This window comes from Citrobacter sp. BIDMC107 (assembly GCF_001037575.1).
GTDB classification, from domain to species: domain Bacteria; phylum Pseudomonadota; class Gammaproteobacteria; order Enterobacterales; family Enterobacteriaceae; genus Citrobacter; species Citrobacter freundii.
The window spans coordinates 2,665,895-2,681,015 of record NZ_KQ089848.1; the positions used below are offsets into that span (position 1 = coordinate 2,665,895).

The window sequence follows — 15,121 nt, forward strand, 5'->3', positions numbered from 1 at the left end:
CATGGATTTGTTGATAGTCCTGACCTATGTGGCCTTTGCCTGGGCCATCTTTAAAATATTCCGTATTCCGGTAAACCAATGGACGCTCGCTACTGCTGCATTAGGTGGGGTATTCATTGTTGCGGGACTGATCTTATTAATGAACTATAACCACCCGTATACCTTTACGGCGCAAAAAGCGGTTATTTCAATTCCGATCACTCCGCAAGTCACAGGAATTGTTAGTGAGGTAACGGATAAAAATAATCAGTTGATTAAAAAAGGCGAAGTGTTATTTAAACTCGATCCAGGCCGCTATCAGGCACGTGTTGACAGACTGCAGGCTGATCTTGTTACCGCCACACACAACATCGACAATCTGAAAGCCCAACTTTCTGAAGCCGTCGCCAACACTACCCGCGTTTCCGCTGAACGCGATCGTCTGTATAAAGATTATCAACGCTATTTGAAGGGCAGCCAGGCGAAAGTTAATCCCTTCTCTGAAAGCGATATCGACAACGCCCGGCAGAACTATCTGGCACAGGACGCGCTGGTAAAAGGTTCCGTTGCCGAACAGACGCAGATTCAGAGTCAGTTAGACAGTATGGTCAACGGGGAGCAATCTCAGGTTGCGTCTTTGCGTGCTCAGCTCGCTGAAGCCAAATACAATCTTGAGCAGACTATCGTCCGTGCCCCCAGCAACGGCTATGTTACGCAGGTGCTTATTCGGCCCGGGACCTACGCCGCCGCACTACCTCTGCGCCCGGTGATGGTATTTATTCCGGAACAGAAACGGCAAATTGTGGCGCAATTCCGCCAGAACTCGTTGCTGCGTCTTAAACCGGGTGATGAAGCGGAAGTGGTCTTCAACGCGCTGCCTGGTCAGGTTTTCTCCGGTAAGTTGACCTCCATTCTTCCGGTTGTGCCGGGCGGTTCTTATCAGGCGCAGGGGGCATTACAGTCCTTAACTGTGGTGCCGGGTACCGATGGCGTGCTGGCTACGATTGAGTTGGAACCTAATGCCGATGTGGATGCGCTGCCGGACGGTATCTATGCTCAGGTGGCGGTCTATTCCGACCATTTCGCTCACGTTTCAGTGATGCGTAAAGTGCTGCTGCGCATGACCAGCTGGATGCATTACCTTTATTTGGATCATTGAGACCGTCATCACCTGCCATTTACGGCGACCTGAGCCATACTGATATTTTTGTTGGCAAAAAGGACCCGGCATGAAACTCATTGGCAGCTATACCAGCCCTTTTGTGCGTAAAATTTCTATTCTGTTACTGGAAAAGGGCATCACCTTCGAATTTGTGAATGAACTTCCCTATAGCGCGGATAGCGGCGTGGCGCGTTATAACCCGCTAGGAAAAGTACCCGCGTTGGTCACCGATGAGGGTGAGTACTGGTTTGACTCTCCGATCATCGCAGAATACATCGAGCTGCTGGATATTGCGCCAGCCATGCTACCGGGTGAACCGTTAGCGGCACTCAAAGTTCGTCAACTGGAAGCGTTGGCCGACGGTATTATGGATGCGGGATTAGTCTCGGTGCGCGAGCAGGCTCGCCCCGCCGCGCAGCAGTCAGAAACTGAACTGTTACGCCAGCGGGAGAAGATCACCCGCAGTCTGGATATGCTGGAAGGCTATCTGGCGGACGGTACGCTGAAAACGGATACGGTTAACCTGGCTACCATCGCTATTGCCTGTGCCGTCGGTTATCTCAATTTCCGTCGGGTCGCGCCCGGCTGGTGTGTGGACCGCCCACGTCTGGTCAAACTGGTGGAAACGCTTTTTCAACGCGAAAGTTTTGCCCGCACAGAACCGCCAAAGGCTTGATGCAGATAATACCTGCCTGAGCAAAGTCACGGTACAATCCTTCCTATATCGATAGCCCTCTCCGCGGTGGAGAGGGCCACCAACAGCCAGGCCCTTTCATGACAACCGACATGCGTTCACTCTACAGCCAGCTTCCCGCTATCGATCGTTTATTGCGCGATAGCGCCTTCCCAGCCTTACGTGAATCTCACGGTCATACCCGGGTGGTTGACCTGCTGCGTCATATGCTTGACGAAGCCAGAGATGCGATTCGCGACACGCACGCGCTCCCGGCATGGTGTGAGGACTGGGCGCAAGAAGCCAGCGCCCGGCTGGAACGAGAATCGCAAAGCGCGCTGCGTCCGGTGATTAACCTGACCGGAACGGTGCTGCATACCAACCTTGGGCGAGCGTCGCAGGCCGAAGAAGCGATCGAGGCGGTGGTGCAAGCAATGCGCACGCCAGTGACGCTGGAATACAGCCTGGATGATGCCGGACGTGGACATCGGGATCGGGCGCTGGCGGATTTACTCTGCCGTCTGACGGGAGCGGAGGACGCCTGTATCGTCAATAACAATGCGGCAGCGGTTTTACTGATGCTGGCCGCCACGGCCAACGGCAAAGAGGTGGTCGTTTCGCGCGGTGAGCTGGTGGAAATTGGCGGCGCGTTTCGTATTCCGGACGTGATGTGCCAGGCCGGATGTGTTCTGCGCGAAGTCGGTACCACCAACCGGACCCATGCGAAAGATTACCGTCAGGCGGTGAATGAAAATACCGCTCTGCTGATGAAAGTCCATACCAGTAATTACAGTATTGAAGGCTTTACGAAGTCGGTGGATGAGGCTGAGCTGGCCGCTATTGGCAAGGAAGTGGATGTGCCAGTGGTGGCGGATCTCGGCAGCGGCTCACTGGTCGATCTCAGCCAGTATGGATTACCGCAGGAGCCGATGCCGCAACAGCTGATTGCCGCTGGCGTCAGTCTGGTGAGCTTCTCTGGCGATAAATTACTGGGTGGGCCGCAGGCCGGGATTATCGTCGGTAAAAAAGAGATGATCGCTCGCTTACAGAGCCATCCGCTGAAACGCGCATTACGGGCTGATAAAATGACACTGGCTGCGCTGGAAGCGACGCTGCGGCTCTACCTGCACCCGGAAGCGCTGGCGCAGAAGTTGCCGACGTTACGCCAGCTCACTCGCTCGCAGGAGGCTGTCCACGCGCAGGCCCAACACTTACAGGCACGGCTTGCCGAGCATTACGGTGACGAATTCGCCCTGAACGTCATGCCTTGCCTGTCGCAAATTGGCAGCGGCTCGCTGCCGGTTGATAGGCTGCCCAGCGCGGCATTAACCTTTACCCCCCATGACGGGCGCGGTAGCCGCCTCGAGGCACTGGCCGCCCGTTGGCGTGCACTGCCCGTGCCGATCATTGGCCGGATTTATGATGGCCGCATGTGGCTGGATCTGCGCTGCCTTGAAGACGAGACCCGGTTTATGGAGATGATGCTGAAATGATTATTGCAACCGCCGGACACGTTGACCACGGAAAAACAACGTTATTACAGGCGATTACCGGCGTGAATGCCGACCGTCTGCCGGAAGAAAAAAAGCGCGGCATGACCATCGATCTCGGCTATGCCTACTGGCCGCAGCCGGACGGGCGGATACTGGGATTTATCGATGTACCCGGACACGAAAAGTTTCTGTCTAACATGCTGGCGGGTGTTGGCGGGATTGATCACGCGCTGCTGGTGGTGGCGTGTGATGACGGCGTGATGGCGCAAACGCGTGAGCACTTGCAAATTCTGCAACTGACGGGTAATCCGCAGATCACCGTGGCACTTACGAAAGCCGACCGCGTGGACGAAGCAAGAATTGAAGAGGTGCGTGCGGAGATTCAGGCCGCGCTGGGGAATTATGGTTTCGCGGAGTCGGTGCTTTTCGTCACTGCCGCCAGTGAAGGCCGTGGCATCGAGGAACTGCGCGAACATTTGCTGCAATTAACGTCGCGTGAGCATGCCCGCGATCACAGCTTCCGCCTGGCGATTGACCGTGCCTTTACGGTCAAAGGCGCGGGACTGGTGGTGACCGGGACGGCGCTCAGCGGTGAAGTGAATGTCGGTGACACACTGTGGCTCACGGGCGTCAACAAACCGATGCGCGTACGTAGCCTGCATGCACAAAATCAGGCCACCGATCGCGCGCAGGCGGGACAACGTATTGCGCTAAATATTGCCGGTGATGCGCAAAAAGAAGAACTTAACCGCGGCGACTGGCTGCTTGCTGATGCGCCGCCAGAGGCGTTTACCCGCGTGATTGTTTCTTTAGAACATGCCGCGCCGCTGATGCAGTGGCAACCGTTGCATATTCACCACGCGGCCAGCCACGTCACCGGGCGTATTTCCCTGCTCGAAGGGACGCTGGCGGAACTGGTGTTTGATACACCACTCTGGCTCGCCGATAACGACCGTCTGGTGCTGCGTGATATTTCGGCTCGCACGACGCTGGCCGGTGCGCGCGTAGTCACGCTCAATCCGCCGCGTCGCGGGAAGCGTAAGCCGGAATATTTGCAGTGGCTGTCGGCGTTGGAAAACGCACAGAGTGATGGTGACGCTCTGGCGCTGCACCTGACGCGTGGAGCGGTAAATATTCCCGACTTCGCCTGGGCGCGTCAGCTCAACGGTAACGGCATGCGTCCGTTGATCGAGCAGCATGGTTTTATTCAGGCGGGATACAGTCTGTTGGATGCCACTGTTGCAGCGCGCTGGCAGCGCAAAATCCTCGATACGCTGGCGACTTACCACGACCAGCACCGCGATGAGCCTGGACCTGGGCGCGAACGCCTGCGCCGGATGGCTTTGCCGATGGAAGATGAAGCGCTGGTTCTGCTGCTGATTGAAAAGATGCGCGAGAGCGGCGTCATCCATAGTCATCATGGCTGGCTGCATTTGCCCGATCACAAGGCCGGTTTCAGCGATGAGCAGCAGGCTATCTGGCAAAAAGCAGAACCGCTTTTTGGCGATGAGCCGTGGTGGGTGCGCGACCTGGCAAAACAGACGGGCACGGATGAGCAAATGATGCGTGTGGTGTTACGACAAGCGGCGCAGCAAGGCATCATCACCGCGATCGTGAAAGATCGTTATTACCGTAACGATCGGATAGTGGCCTTTGCCAATATGATCCGCGAACTGGATCAGGAAAGGGGATCGACATGTGCCGCTGATTTTCGCGACAGGCTTAACATCGGGCGCAAATTGGCTATTCAGATTCTGGAATATTTTGACCGCATTGGTTTTACTCGCCGTCGGGGAAATGATCATTTATTACGCGATGCATTGCTGTTCCCCGAAAAGTAATGAAACAATTAATTCAGGAATTAAATGAATTAATACAAAATAGATATTGATTGAAATAAGCACATTAGATTATGAACCTAATGTGCTTTTTAATTGTGGTTGTTATTAAAATAACAACCATGATCATATTCTGTTGGATATTTCACTCGTATGCTTCCTGACTCTTTTAGAGTAATTAAGGATCGTACAATGGCTGCTTCAACATTTTTTATTCCCTCCGTGAATGTAATCGGCGCTGATTCATTAAAAGACGCAATGAATACAATGGCGGAATATGGTTTTCGTCGTACGCTGATTGTCACGGATGCCATGCTAACGAAATTAGGTATGGCTGGCGAGATTCAAAAAGCATTACAGGAACGTGATATTTTCAGCGTAATTTACGACGGTACGCATCCTAATCCCACGACCAGCAACGTTGCCGCTGGCCTGCAAATGTTGACTGAAAACGACTGTGATAGCGTTATTTCTCTCGGTGGCGGTTCTCCACACGATTGTGCAAAAGGTATTGCGCTGGTGGCGGCTAACGGTGGCGATATTCGCGATTACGAAGGTGTAGACCGTTCTGCAAAACCGCAGCTGCCGATGATCGCCATCAACACCACGGCGGGTACAGCATCTGAAATGACCCGCTTCTGCATCATCACCGATGAAGTACGCCACATTAAAATGGCGATTGTCGATAAGCACGTTACGCCGCTGCTGTCGGTTAACGACTCCTCGCTGATGGTCGGCATGCCGAAGTCTCTGACGGCGGCTACCGGTATGGATGCGTTAACCCACGCTATCGAAGCTTACGTGTCGATTGCTGCCACGCCGATTACCGATGCATGTGCGCTGAAAGCGGTCACCATGATTGCGCAAAACCTGCCGGTCGCCGTTGAAGAGGGCAGTAATGCTCAGGCGCGCGAAGCCATGGCCTATGCGCAGTTCCTCGCAGGTATGGCCTTTAACAATGCCTCTCTTGGCTACGTGCATGCAATGGCGCACCAACTGGGTGGCTTCTACGATCTGCCACACGGAGTATGTAATGCCGTACTGCTGCCGCATGTACAGGTATTTAATAGTAAAGTTGCTGCCGCCCGCCTGCGCGATTGCGCCTCGGCAATGGGTGTGAACGTTGCTGATCTCAACGAAGAGCAAGGGGCAGAAGCCTGCATCGCAGCGATCCGCGAACTGGCGCAGAAAGTGAATATTCCGGCCGGTCTGCGTGAGCTGAACGTGAAGGAAGAAGATTTTGCCGTTCTGGCGACTAATGCCCTGAAAGATGCCTGTGGTTTCACTAACCCTATTCAGGCGACACATGAAGAAATCATGGCGATTTATCGTGCTGCCATGTAATTCGTGATACCTGTCGTAAAGCAGTAAAAGGCTGGCGAATAATTCGCCAGTCCCGTCTACCCTTGTAGTACCCCTACAGCAAGGAGACGGTCATGACCAATAACCCCCCTTCAACGCGTATTTACCCCGGCGAGTATGGTTACCCCCTGAAGTTAAAAGCCCGATACGATAACTTTATCGGTGGTGACTGGGTCGCCCCGGTGGACGGCGAGTATTACCAAAACCTGACGCCGGTAACCGGGCAATTACTGTGCGAAGTGGCCTCTTCCGGCAAAAAGGACATCGATTTGGCACTGGATGCCGCGCATAAAGTAAAAGATAAATGGGCGCAGACTTCCGTGCAGGACAGGGCGGCGATTTTGTTCAAAATTGCCGATCGTATGGAGCAAAATCTGGAGCTGCTGGCAACGGCTGAAACCTGGGATAACGGTAAACCCATCCGCGAAACCAGCGCGGCCGATGTGCCGCTGGCAATTGACCATTTCCGCTATTTTGCCTCCTGTATTCGTGCGCAGGAAGGGGGAATCAGCGAGGTTGATAGCGAAACCGTGGCTTATCACTTCCATGAACCTCTTGGCGTGGTAGGGCAAATTATCCCGTGGAACTTCCCGCTGCTGATGGCCAGCTGGAAGATGGCACCCGCGCTGGCGGCGGGTAACTGCGTGGTGCTGAAACCCGCGCGCCTGACGCCGCTGTCCGTGCTGTTGCTGATGGAAGTCATCGGCGATCTGCTCCCGCCTGGCGTGGTGAACGTGGTAAACGGCGCGGGTGGGGAGATCGGTGAGTATCTGGCGACGTCAAAACGTATTGCGAAAGTGGCGTTTACCGGCTCAACGGAAGTTGGGCAGCAGATCATGCAGTACGCCACGCAGAACATTATTCCTGTCACGCTGGAACTGGGCGGGAAATCACCCAATATCTTCTTCGCGGACGTGATGGATGAAGAAGATGCGTTCTTTGACAAAGCGCTGGAAGGTTTTGCATTGTTTGCCTTCAACCAGGGCGAAGTGTGTACCTGTCCGAGTCGTGCGCTGGTTCAGGAATCCATTTATGAACGTTTTATGGAAAGAGCCATTCGTCGGGTGGAAAGTATCCGTAGCGGCAACCCGTTAGACAGCGTGACGCAAATGGGCGCGCAGGTGTCGCATGGTCAACTGGAAACTATTCTGAATTACATCGACATTGGTAAGAAAGAAGGAGCAGATGTTCTCACCGGCGGGCGGCGCAAGCAGCTGGATGGCGAGTTAAAAGAGGGGTACTACCTCGAACCAACCATTCTGTTTGGTAAGAACAACATGCGGGTTTTCCAGGAGGAGATCTTCGGGCCGGTGCTGGCTGTCACAACGTTTAAAACCATGGAAGAGGCGCTGGAAATCGCTAATGACACCCAATATGGGCTTGGCGCTGGCGTCTGGAGTCGTAATGGAAATCTGGCGTACAAAATGGGACGTGGGATTCAGGCGGGGCGAGTTTGGACCAACTGTTACCATGCGTATCCGGCACATGCGGCGTTTGGTGGCTATAAGCAGTCGGGCATCGGGCGCGAGACGCATAAGATGATGCTTGAACATTATCAGCAAACCAAGTGCCTGCTGGTGAGCTACTCTGATAAACCACTGGGGCTGTTTTAATTTCACGTCACTGATTGCCCGGTTTTGCACCGGGCAAATCTTTATTCTGCAGTTATATAGAAACCCATATATCGTTATATAAATAAGAAAATTGCATCCACTCTGGTCATTCCAATACTATTATCAACTCTATTGTTTAAATCAAATTGCATCTGAATTCCTTAATTTAAATCCCTGAGGCAAATATGTTCCTTAATTATTTTGCATTAGGAGTGCTTATTTTTGTATTCCTGGTCATTTTTTACGGGATTATTATTCTGCATGATATTCCCTATCTAATTGCAAAGAAACGTAACCATCCTCATGCCGACGCAATACATGTTGCGGGTTGGGTTAGTTTGTTTACCTTACATGTTATTTGGCCCTTTTTATGGATCTGGGCAACGCTTTATCGTCCGGAGCGCGGATGGGGTATGCAGAGCGCGGATTCTTCCCTGATCCAGCTTCAGGCAAGGGTTGCGGATCTGGAAAAGAAACTGGGTGAGGCCAAGACCTCTCCGGCGGAGTAATATCGATGGATTTACTAATTGTTCTTACCTATGTGGCGTGTGCATGGTCAATATTTAAAATTTTTAAAATTCCTGTAAATAAATGGACAGTTCCTACCGCAGCATTAGGCGGTATATTCATTGTTTGCGGGCTTATATTACTGATGAATTATAACCATCCGTATACATTTAAGGCACAAAAGGCGGTAATTTCTATTCCCGTGGTGCCGCAGGTAACGGGTGTAGTGACAGAAGTGACGGATAAGAAGAATACGCTAATCAAAAAAGGCGAGGTTCTGTTTAAGCTTAATCCAGGGCGTTATCAGGCACGGGTCGATCGCCTGAAAGCTTATATTGTCACCGCACAGCATAAAGAGCAGGCTCTGGTTGCGCAGTTAGACGAAATGATAGCCAACACGCAGCGGGCAAAGGCCACGCGTGACAAACTGGCAAAAGATTACCAGCGCTATGCACAGGGTAGTCAGGCGAAGGTGAATCCTTTTTCTGAACGCGATATCGATGCGGCGCGGCAAAACTATCTGGCGCAGGAAGCGTCGGTGAAATCTTCCGTCGCGGAGCAGCAGCAAATCCAGAGTCAGTTAGACAGCCTGATACTGGGCGAGAATTCGCAAATTGCCAGCCTGAAAGCGCAGTTAGCAGAAGCGGAGTTCAACCTGGACCAGACGGTGGTTCGCGCGCCCAGCGATGGCTATGTGACGCAGGTGCTGATGCGCCCGGGAACCTATGCCGCCGCGCTGCCGATGCGTCCGGTGATGGTATTCATCCCGGATCAAAAAAGGCAAATTATCGCCCAGTTCCGTCAGAACTCGCTGCTGCGTCTGGAACCTGGCGATGAAGCGGAAGTGGTATTTAACGCGCTGCCGGGTAAGGTATTCAGCGGTAAACTGGCTGCAATTAGTCCGGCAGTGCCGGGCGGGACATACCAGTCGAATGGGGCGCTGCAATCCTTAAATTCTACGCCCGGTTCGGAAGGGGTGATCGCCACGATTGAGCTGAATGATAATGCGGAGGTTAGCGCGTTACCTGACGGGATCTACGCGCAGGTCGCGGTTTATTCTGACCACTTCGAACATGTGTCCGTCATGCGCAAAGTCTTGTTGCGCATGACCAGTTGGGTGCATTACTTGTATCTCGATCATTAAACTCAGGCTATTTTGCTTGCTCAGTCTGCTGATCCAGAGACTGAGCAAGCTGCCGGCGAATCTCCGCCAACATCTCATCAAGAATAAACTGTACCCGCCATGGCTGATATTCACGTTTGCGGAAAATCGCCACCAGATCCAGCCACCATTCATGCTGTCCGGAGAAACACGGAACCAGCCCGTTAGGCTGACTTTCTTTTTGTACGCTCGCCTTCGGTGCAAAAACAATGCCCAGATGGTTTCGCGCCAACGACAGCGCAGATTGCGTATTGTCGCAAACATAATTACCCGTTACGCGATAGTCATGCATCTCTTTACCTCCGGGGGAGGAGAATCGCCAAATGTTAGCATCATCAATCATCATGGAATCAATCAGAATACAGGAGTGATGCTCAAGTTCTTCAGGAGTGCTGATGGGATGTTGGGCCAGGTATTGATTACTGGCGAAAGCGGTAACCACATATTTGGTAATAAAACTGGCGACCAAAGATTCATCTTTTGGATGTGCATAAGTAATTAAAACATCACAGTCATCTGGAAATTCGACTCCTTCATAAAAGGCTTTACGTTCCAGGTTATAGGTTTTTAGCACCAGACTGATATCGCCAATATCCATAATTTTTGCAATAACATGTTGCGATAAGTAAGCGATAATTCCGGTTGGTGCATATACCGTTACTTTTCCACGTTTCTCGTGCTTATAATCAGCAATGAAATTATTTAACTGCTCGTTTCTGTCTAACATGTCATTGATGTAAGGGAGTAACGCTATACCAAACGGTGTGAGGGTCAGTTGCCGGGTGGTGCGGTCAAACACCTTTAATCCAACTTTTGATTCAAAATCAGCAAGATATTTACTGACGTTGGCCTGTGCGATGCCGAGAACAGTCGCGGCATGACTGATATTTTCACTGGCAGCGATTACCGAAATAATCTTCAACTCCCGGTGTTTAAGTTGTAATTTATTCATCGCCAAGCCCAATATATATAATTTTTTATATATTACTATATAAATATGAACCTTGCACCGATGAAATTGTAAGCATTATTATGCACCAGTTTTGTAGCTTATTTTAAAATGGAATGTTGGCATGTTAATTAAACACAATATTGTGGCGCTGCTCGCCTTTTCTTTTATGGCGAGTGCAACTGCCGCAGAGTTTTCTATTGGCGCTGGTGCTGTATATAATGAATCACCTTATCGCGGGTATAATGATAATGTTCACGCAGTACCGCTAGTCAGTTACGAAAGTGAATCATTTTATTTTAGGCAAACAACGCTAGGTTATATTTTGTCTAAGAGTGAAAGTAATGAATTTAGTATTACTGCCTCTTATATGCCGCTTGAGTTTGATCCCGGCGATAATGACGATCATGCGATGAAAAAGCTGGATAAGCGTGACGCAACTGCAATGGCGGGTGCCGCGTGGTATCACCATGAAAGATGGGGTAGCGTGAAAGTCTCCGCCGCTGCGGATGTGCTGGACAACAGTAATGGCTGGGTAGGGGAAGTTTCACTGTTCCGTCCAATGCCGATGGGCAAGCTGACGCTGACGCCATCGATTGGCGTGCTCTACTATGACGAAAACTTCAATGAATACTACTACGGCATATCGGGTAATGAGTCCCGTCGTAGTGGCTTATCAAGCTATTCCCCAGGCGATAGCTGGACACCGTATGTTGGCCTGTCCGCTAAATACGCATTGACCACTAACCTGACGCTGCTGGCAAGCGCCAATTATAGCGCACTGCCGGATGACATTAAAAATAGCCCAATGGTTGATCGCGATGACAGCTTTACCTTTATGTCCGGTCTGACTTGGCGTTTCTGATTCTCACCCGTTTGTCCTCAGGGAGGAGGGCAATCTTTTCATGAGACATTGACGGATGGGGGCTAACCGCCGCCATCCGCCTTATTATTACTGCTCGTTTATCCAGATACGCATTTCGCCTTCACCACGGTTTGCCCAGCTAAACCACGGAATAAACGTCAATGTATGCGCATGACGCGAAGTTGGGGAAACATCGTAGTGCCACAACGATTGTTGTGCTGCATCGACTGCACTTTGCTTCACACCTTCAGCCTGAATTAACATTTTATGGCTGAACAATCCCTTACCTTCGAATACTCTGAACTCACTCTCTTTTGGCAACCACAGATTATGCAATTCCTCGCCGTTGTCGGCCTGCTCCAGGCAATATACCAGTGGCCCACGCTGAATGGCGACCTTACCGGCAACATGACGCACTAATGGATTTCCGTATACCCGACGCACCGGCATTGGCAGGGTCAAACTGAGCGTATCGCCTTCCTGCCAGATTCGACTGATGTGCAAATAGCCTTTGCGAATATCCTGCTCAACCGGCTGACCATTCAACAAAACCTGCGGCGCGGAGCACCAGTCTGGCAGGCGCAGAGCCAGAGTGTGATAAACCGACCGCGGTGATTCGATGGTGATTTTTACCTGCTCATGCCATGGGTAATCTCCGCTAATACGCAGTTTAAGCGAGCCGTTTACAACAGGGACCTCCATGCTATTGCCCACGTACATATTGATATACAGCGCGTCCTGACGCGGTGTATAGATGTAGTGGCCAATTGAGGTTAGCACGCGGGCGATATTCGGCGGGCAACAGGCGCAGCCAAACCAGCGCTGACGAACGGGTTTCACGTGGTCATAAATATGATTGAATTTTAATGATTTAGGATGTACTTCCAGCGGGTTCACATAGAAGAAGTGCTTGCCATCGAGCGCCATCCCGCCCAATACGGTATTATACAGGGCGCGCTCCATCACGTCGGCATACTGGCTGTCGGCTTCCATTTCCAGCATTCTGCGGGCGAACATCATCAGGCCGATAGAGGCGCAGCTTTCCGCATACACGGAGTCGTTGGGCAGATCGTAATCGCTGCTAAACGCCTCGCCGCTGCTTTGTGAACCGATCCCGCCGGTAATGTACAACTGGCGCTGGGCCATGTTTTTCCACAGACGCAGGCAATCCTGACGCTTGCCTTCGTCCTGGCTTAAGCGTGCCAGATGAGCGACGCCGGTCATCAGGTAGACAAAGCGCACCGCATGCCCGATCGCCGTTTGCTGTTCTGAAATGGGCTGATGAGCCTGGCTATAGGGTTTATCCTTCACCATCCATGCCGGACCGTAAGTATGCCAGTAAGAGGTTTGGCCGCGCTTTTCGTACTCTTCGTCATAGAAATGGGGCTGTGCGCCGCGCTGTTCCACAAAGTAATTTACCAGCGCCATATAGCGTGGTTGCTGGGTCACTTCGTATAAGCGCATTAAAGCCAGTTCGATTTCCGGGTGTCCTGGGTAGCCTCGCAGTTGATTCTCCCTGAGTCCAAATACGCTGTCGATGTGATCTGCCAGGCGACACACCACCTCTAACAGACGGCGTTTACCCGTCGCCTGAAAGAACGCGACGCCTGCTTCGATCAAATGACCTGCACAGTACAACTCATGACACTCGGCGAGGTTGGTCCAGCGTTCATCCGGTGCTTTCACTGTGAAGTACGTATTGAGATAGCCATCTTCACACTGGGCGGCCGCCACCAGTTCAATGACTTCATCGGCCGTTTTTTCAAGTTCCGCATCGGGTTTCTGGCACAGGGACCAGGCAACGGCCTCCAGCCACTTTGCTACGTCGCTATCCTGAAAAACCATGCCGTAAAATTCGCCATCCTGCAGGCCCGCGGCGATACGGAAATTCTCTATCGCATGACTTGGTTCCGCCTCTGCAATGCGGTCATTGAGCGCATCCCATTGATAGGGGATCACCACGTCACGCACCAACTGCTGATATTGTCCGAGGAACGGATCGCTGACGGTGAGCTTATGCAGGTCGACTTCCAGTACGTTCATTTCGTGCTCCTTAAGGCTGTACATGACGCTGACGCAGATCGGTGGCAATGCGCGACATCATCGGATTATTGAGTTTGCAGATGCGGATAGACAGCGCCAACAGCAGGTGGAACAGCGCGGGAAGCAGCGTCTCCATCGCGGTAATTCCTTGCAGCGAGCTGGCGGTTTGGTTACCAGCGCCTGGCTGATAGGCGACAAAAATAAACAGCAGGCTGATGATCCCCGCACTTGAGGCCCAGGCCAGCTTGATGAAGAACAGATTGAAGGCGAAATTCATGCCGGAGGAACGTACGCCGGTTTTCCACTCGCCGTAATCGTCGGCGAAGGCCATCAGTGAGAAGTGCAACGGCAGCGTGAAGCCTAAAATAATGCCGTTACCGAGGATGACTGCCAGCCACAGCGTCTGATAAGCCGGGCCGGTTGGCAGGAACCACATCAGTATCGCCAGGGCCGTCAGCACCAGATTGGTGTAGTAATAGAGTTTGACGGTATCGATGCGACGGGTCAGGGGGCTGACGATCACTGAACCGATGATGGACGCGAAAGTGACCATGGTGAAAAACAGCGACGTATAGGCGGTGCTGCCTTCCAGCACGTAGGTAATAAAATACATGTACCCGCCGCCGCGAATATTAAAGACGTTGATCAGCAGGAAAGACATTACCAGCATCAACAATAGCTGATCGTTTTTGCGCAGCCCTCCAATGTGTTCACGCAGGGTAAATTTCCCCATCATCGCCAGCGGTACACGCTCGCGAACCCAGAAGAAACAGCACAGGAACATCACCACCGCGATGGCACACAGGATGCCCACGCCAAACTGATAACCCTGTGCGGCATTGCCCTGACCCAGAATATCCACCATCCACGGCAGACCAACGGAAACCAGGAATCCCGCCACGCCGCACAGCACAAAGCGCCAGGACTGACAGGCGATCACCTCGTTATGGCGGGTCGTCATGGTGTTGATCAGCGCACAATACGGTACGTTGATGGCGGTATAGCCGACAGAGAGCAGGAGATAGGTGCCGAATGCCCAGGCGATCTTGACCCCCATGCTGGCGTCCGGGACGGTAAAAGTGAGCACGCCAATAATACCGATCGGAATCGCAACCCACAGTTGCCACGGGCGAAAGCGCCCCCAGCGGCTTTGCGTACGGTCGGCTAGCACACCCATGATGGGGTCGGAAATGGCGTCAAATACACGCAGGGCAATAAATAATGTGCCGACCAGCGCAGGCGTTAACCCGAAGACATCGGTGTAGAAAAATGTCAGGAAGTTCATGATCAGGCAGGTAATTACTGTCCCGCCAGCATCGCCTAGTCCATAACCAATTTTTTCACGCAGGGATAATTTGTCGTCCTGGGCGCGCTGTGCCAAATCAGATGTTGTAATCGGAGCCGAAGTCATAAATAACTCCCGGAGAGGATGTTCAGAAAGTATCCCGCTACGCTGCGGGTTATTTGTTTGTAAT

The 15,121-nt window shown here is 52.2% G+C and carries 12 protein-coding genes; 9 read left to right on the forward strand and 3 right to left on the reverse strand.

What is annotated here, in order from left to right; translation table 11 throughout:
* Position 1 precedes the first annotated feature (1 nt).
* The 8 genes from SK39_RS12405 to SK39_RS12440 all read left to right on the forward strand — a co-directional run bounded on the left by SK39_RS12405 (position 2) and on the right by SK39_RS12440 (position 9,771).
* Entirely contained in the window at positions 2–1,138 is a 1,137-nt protein-coding gene (locus SK39_RS12405) for an HlyD family secretion protein (protein WP_032937190.1), read from the forward strand.
* A 70-nt stretch (positions 1,139–1,208) separates the two neighbouring features.
* Positions 1,209–1,817 (forward strand): glutathione S-transferase, encoded by a 609-nt coding sequence (locus SK39_RS12410; RefSeq protein ID WP_003024191.1) that lies wholly within the window; start codon positions 1,209–1,211, stop codon positions 1,815–1,817.
* Between the two features lie 98 nt (positions 1,818–1,915).
* Complete coding sequence (gene selA, locus SK39_RS12415; protein WP_003837664.1) at positions 1,916–3,307, forward strand: L-seryl-tRNA(Sec) selenium transferase; 1,392 nt, start codon at positions 1,916–1,918, stop codon at positions 3,305–3,307.
* Positions 3,304–5,148, forward strand: coding sequence for a selenocysteine-specific translation elongation factor (gene selB, locus SK39_RS12420; RefSeq protein ID WP_032937191.1), 1,845 nt, complete (start codon positions 3,304–3,306; stop codon positions 5,146–5,148). Before selA ends, selB begins: the two co-directional genes overlap by 4 nt.
* A gap of 189 nt (positions 5,149–5,337) precedes the next feature.
* Positions 5,338–6,489, forward strand: a complete 1,152-nt coding sequence (gene yiaY, locus SK39_RS12425) for an L-threonine dehydrogenase (protein ID WP_032937192.1) — start codon at positions 5,338–5,340, stop codon at positions 6,487–6,489.
* Between the two features lie 92 nt (positions 6,490–6,581).
* Positions 6,582–8,120, forward strand: coding sequence for an aldehyde dehydrogenase AldB (gene aldB, locus SK39_RS12430; RefSeq protein WP_003837670.1), 1,539 nt, complete (start codon positions 6,582–6,584; stop codon positions 8,118–8,120).
* 185 nt (positions 8,121–8,305) lie between these two features.
* Positions 8,306–8,629 (forward strand): DUF3302 domain-containing protein, encoded by a 324-nt coding sequence (locus SK39_RS12435; RefSeq protein ID WP_003024200.1) that lies wholly within the window; start codon positions 8,306–8,308, stop codon positions 8,627–8,629.
* A gap of 5 nt (positions 8,630–8,634) precedes the next feature.
* Complete coding sequence (locus tag SK39_RS12440) at positions 8,635–9,771, forward strand: HlyD family secretion protein (RefSeq protein ID WP_048217055.1); 1,137 nt, start codon at positions 8,635–8,637, stop codon at positions 9,769–9,771.
* A 7-nt stretch (positions 9,772–9,778) separates the two neighbouring features.
* Here SK39_RS12440 and SK39_RS12445 read toward each other — a convergent pair whose 3' ends face one another.
* A complete protein-coding gene (locus SK39_RS12445) occupies positions 9,779–10,741 on the reverse strand; it encodes a LysR family transcriptional regulator (protein ID WP_003844559.1) in 963 nt (320 codons plus the stop codon).
* A 121-nt stretch (positions 10,742–10,862) separates the two neighbouring features.
* Between SK39_RS12445 and SK39_RS12450 the strand changes: the two genes are divergently transcribed.
* Positions 10,863–11,603, forward strand: coding sequence for a MipA/OmpV family protein (locus tag SK39_RS12450; protein ID WP_003024206.1), 741 nt, complete (start codon positions 10,863–10,865; stop codon positions 11,601–11,603).
* Positions 11,604–11,690: 87 nt separating this feature from the next.
* Here the strand turns inward: SK39_RS12450 and SK39_RS12455 are convergent, their stop codons facing one another.
* Positions 11,691–13,646, reverse strand: coding sequence for a glycoside hydrolase family 127 protein (locus SK39_RS12455; RefSeq protein WP_048217056.1), 1,956 nt, complete (start codon positions 13,644–13,646; stop codon positions 11,691–11,693).
* Between the two features lie 10 nt (positions 13,647–13,656).
* Positions 13,657–15,057: an MFS transporter gene (locus tag SK39_RS12460; RefSeq protein ID WP_003837680.1), complete on the reverse strand. Its 1,401-nt coding sequence runs from the start codon at positions 15,055–15,057 to the stop codon at positions 13,657–13,659.
* Positions 15,058–15,121 lie beyond the last annotated feature (64 nt).

Excerpts from the sequence above, each read along its gene's own strand:
- SK39_RS12405 (WP_032937190.1), top strand. The coding sequence starts at position 2 with ATGGATTTGTTGATAGTCCTGACCTATGTGGCCTTTGCCTGGGCCATC.
- SK39_RS12410 (WP_003024191.1), top strand. The coding sequence starts at position 1,209 with ATGAAACTCATTGGCAGCTATACCAGCCCTTTTGTGCGTAAAATTTCT.
- selA (WP_003837664.1), top strand. The coding sequence starts at position 1,916 with ATGACAACCGACATGCGTTCACTCTACAGCCAGCTTCCCGCTATCGAT.
- selB (WP_032937191.1), top strand. The coding sequence starts at position 3,304 with ATGATTATTGCAACCGCCGGACACGTTGACCACGGAAAAACAACGTTA.
- yiaY (WP_032937192.1), top strand. The coding sequence starts at position 5,338 with ATGGCTGCTTCAACATTTTTTATTCCCTCCGTGAATGTAATCGGCGCT.
- aldB (WP_003837670.1), top strand. The coding sequence starts at position 6,582 with ATGACCAATAACCCCCCTTCAACGCGTATTTACCCCGGCGAGTATGGT.
- SK39_RS12435 (WP_003024200.1), top strand. The coding sequence starts at position 8,306 with ATGTTCCTTAATTATTTTGCATTAGGAGTGCTTATTTTTGTATTCCTG.
- SK39_RS12440 (WP_048217055.1), top strand. The coding sequence starts at position 8,635 with ATGGATTTACTAATTGTTCTTACCTATGTGGCGTGTGCATGGTCAATA.
- SK39_RS12445 (WP_003844559.1), bottom strand. The coding sequence starts at position 10,741 with ATGAATAAATTACAACTTAAACACCGGGAGTTGAAGATTATTTCGGTA.
- SK39_RS12450 (WP_003024206.1), top strand. The coding sequence starts at position 10,863 with ATGTTAATTAAACACAATATTGTGGCGCTGCTCGCCTTTTCTTTTATG.
- SK39_RS12455 (WP_048217056.1), bottom strand. The coding sequence starts at position 13,646 with ATGAACGTACTGGAAGTCGACCTGCATAAGCTCACCGTCAGCGATCCG.
- SK39_RS12460 (WP_003837680.1), bottom strand. The coding sequence starts at position 15,057 with ATGACTTCGGCTCCGATTACAACATCTGATTTGGCACAGCGCGCCCAG.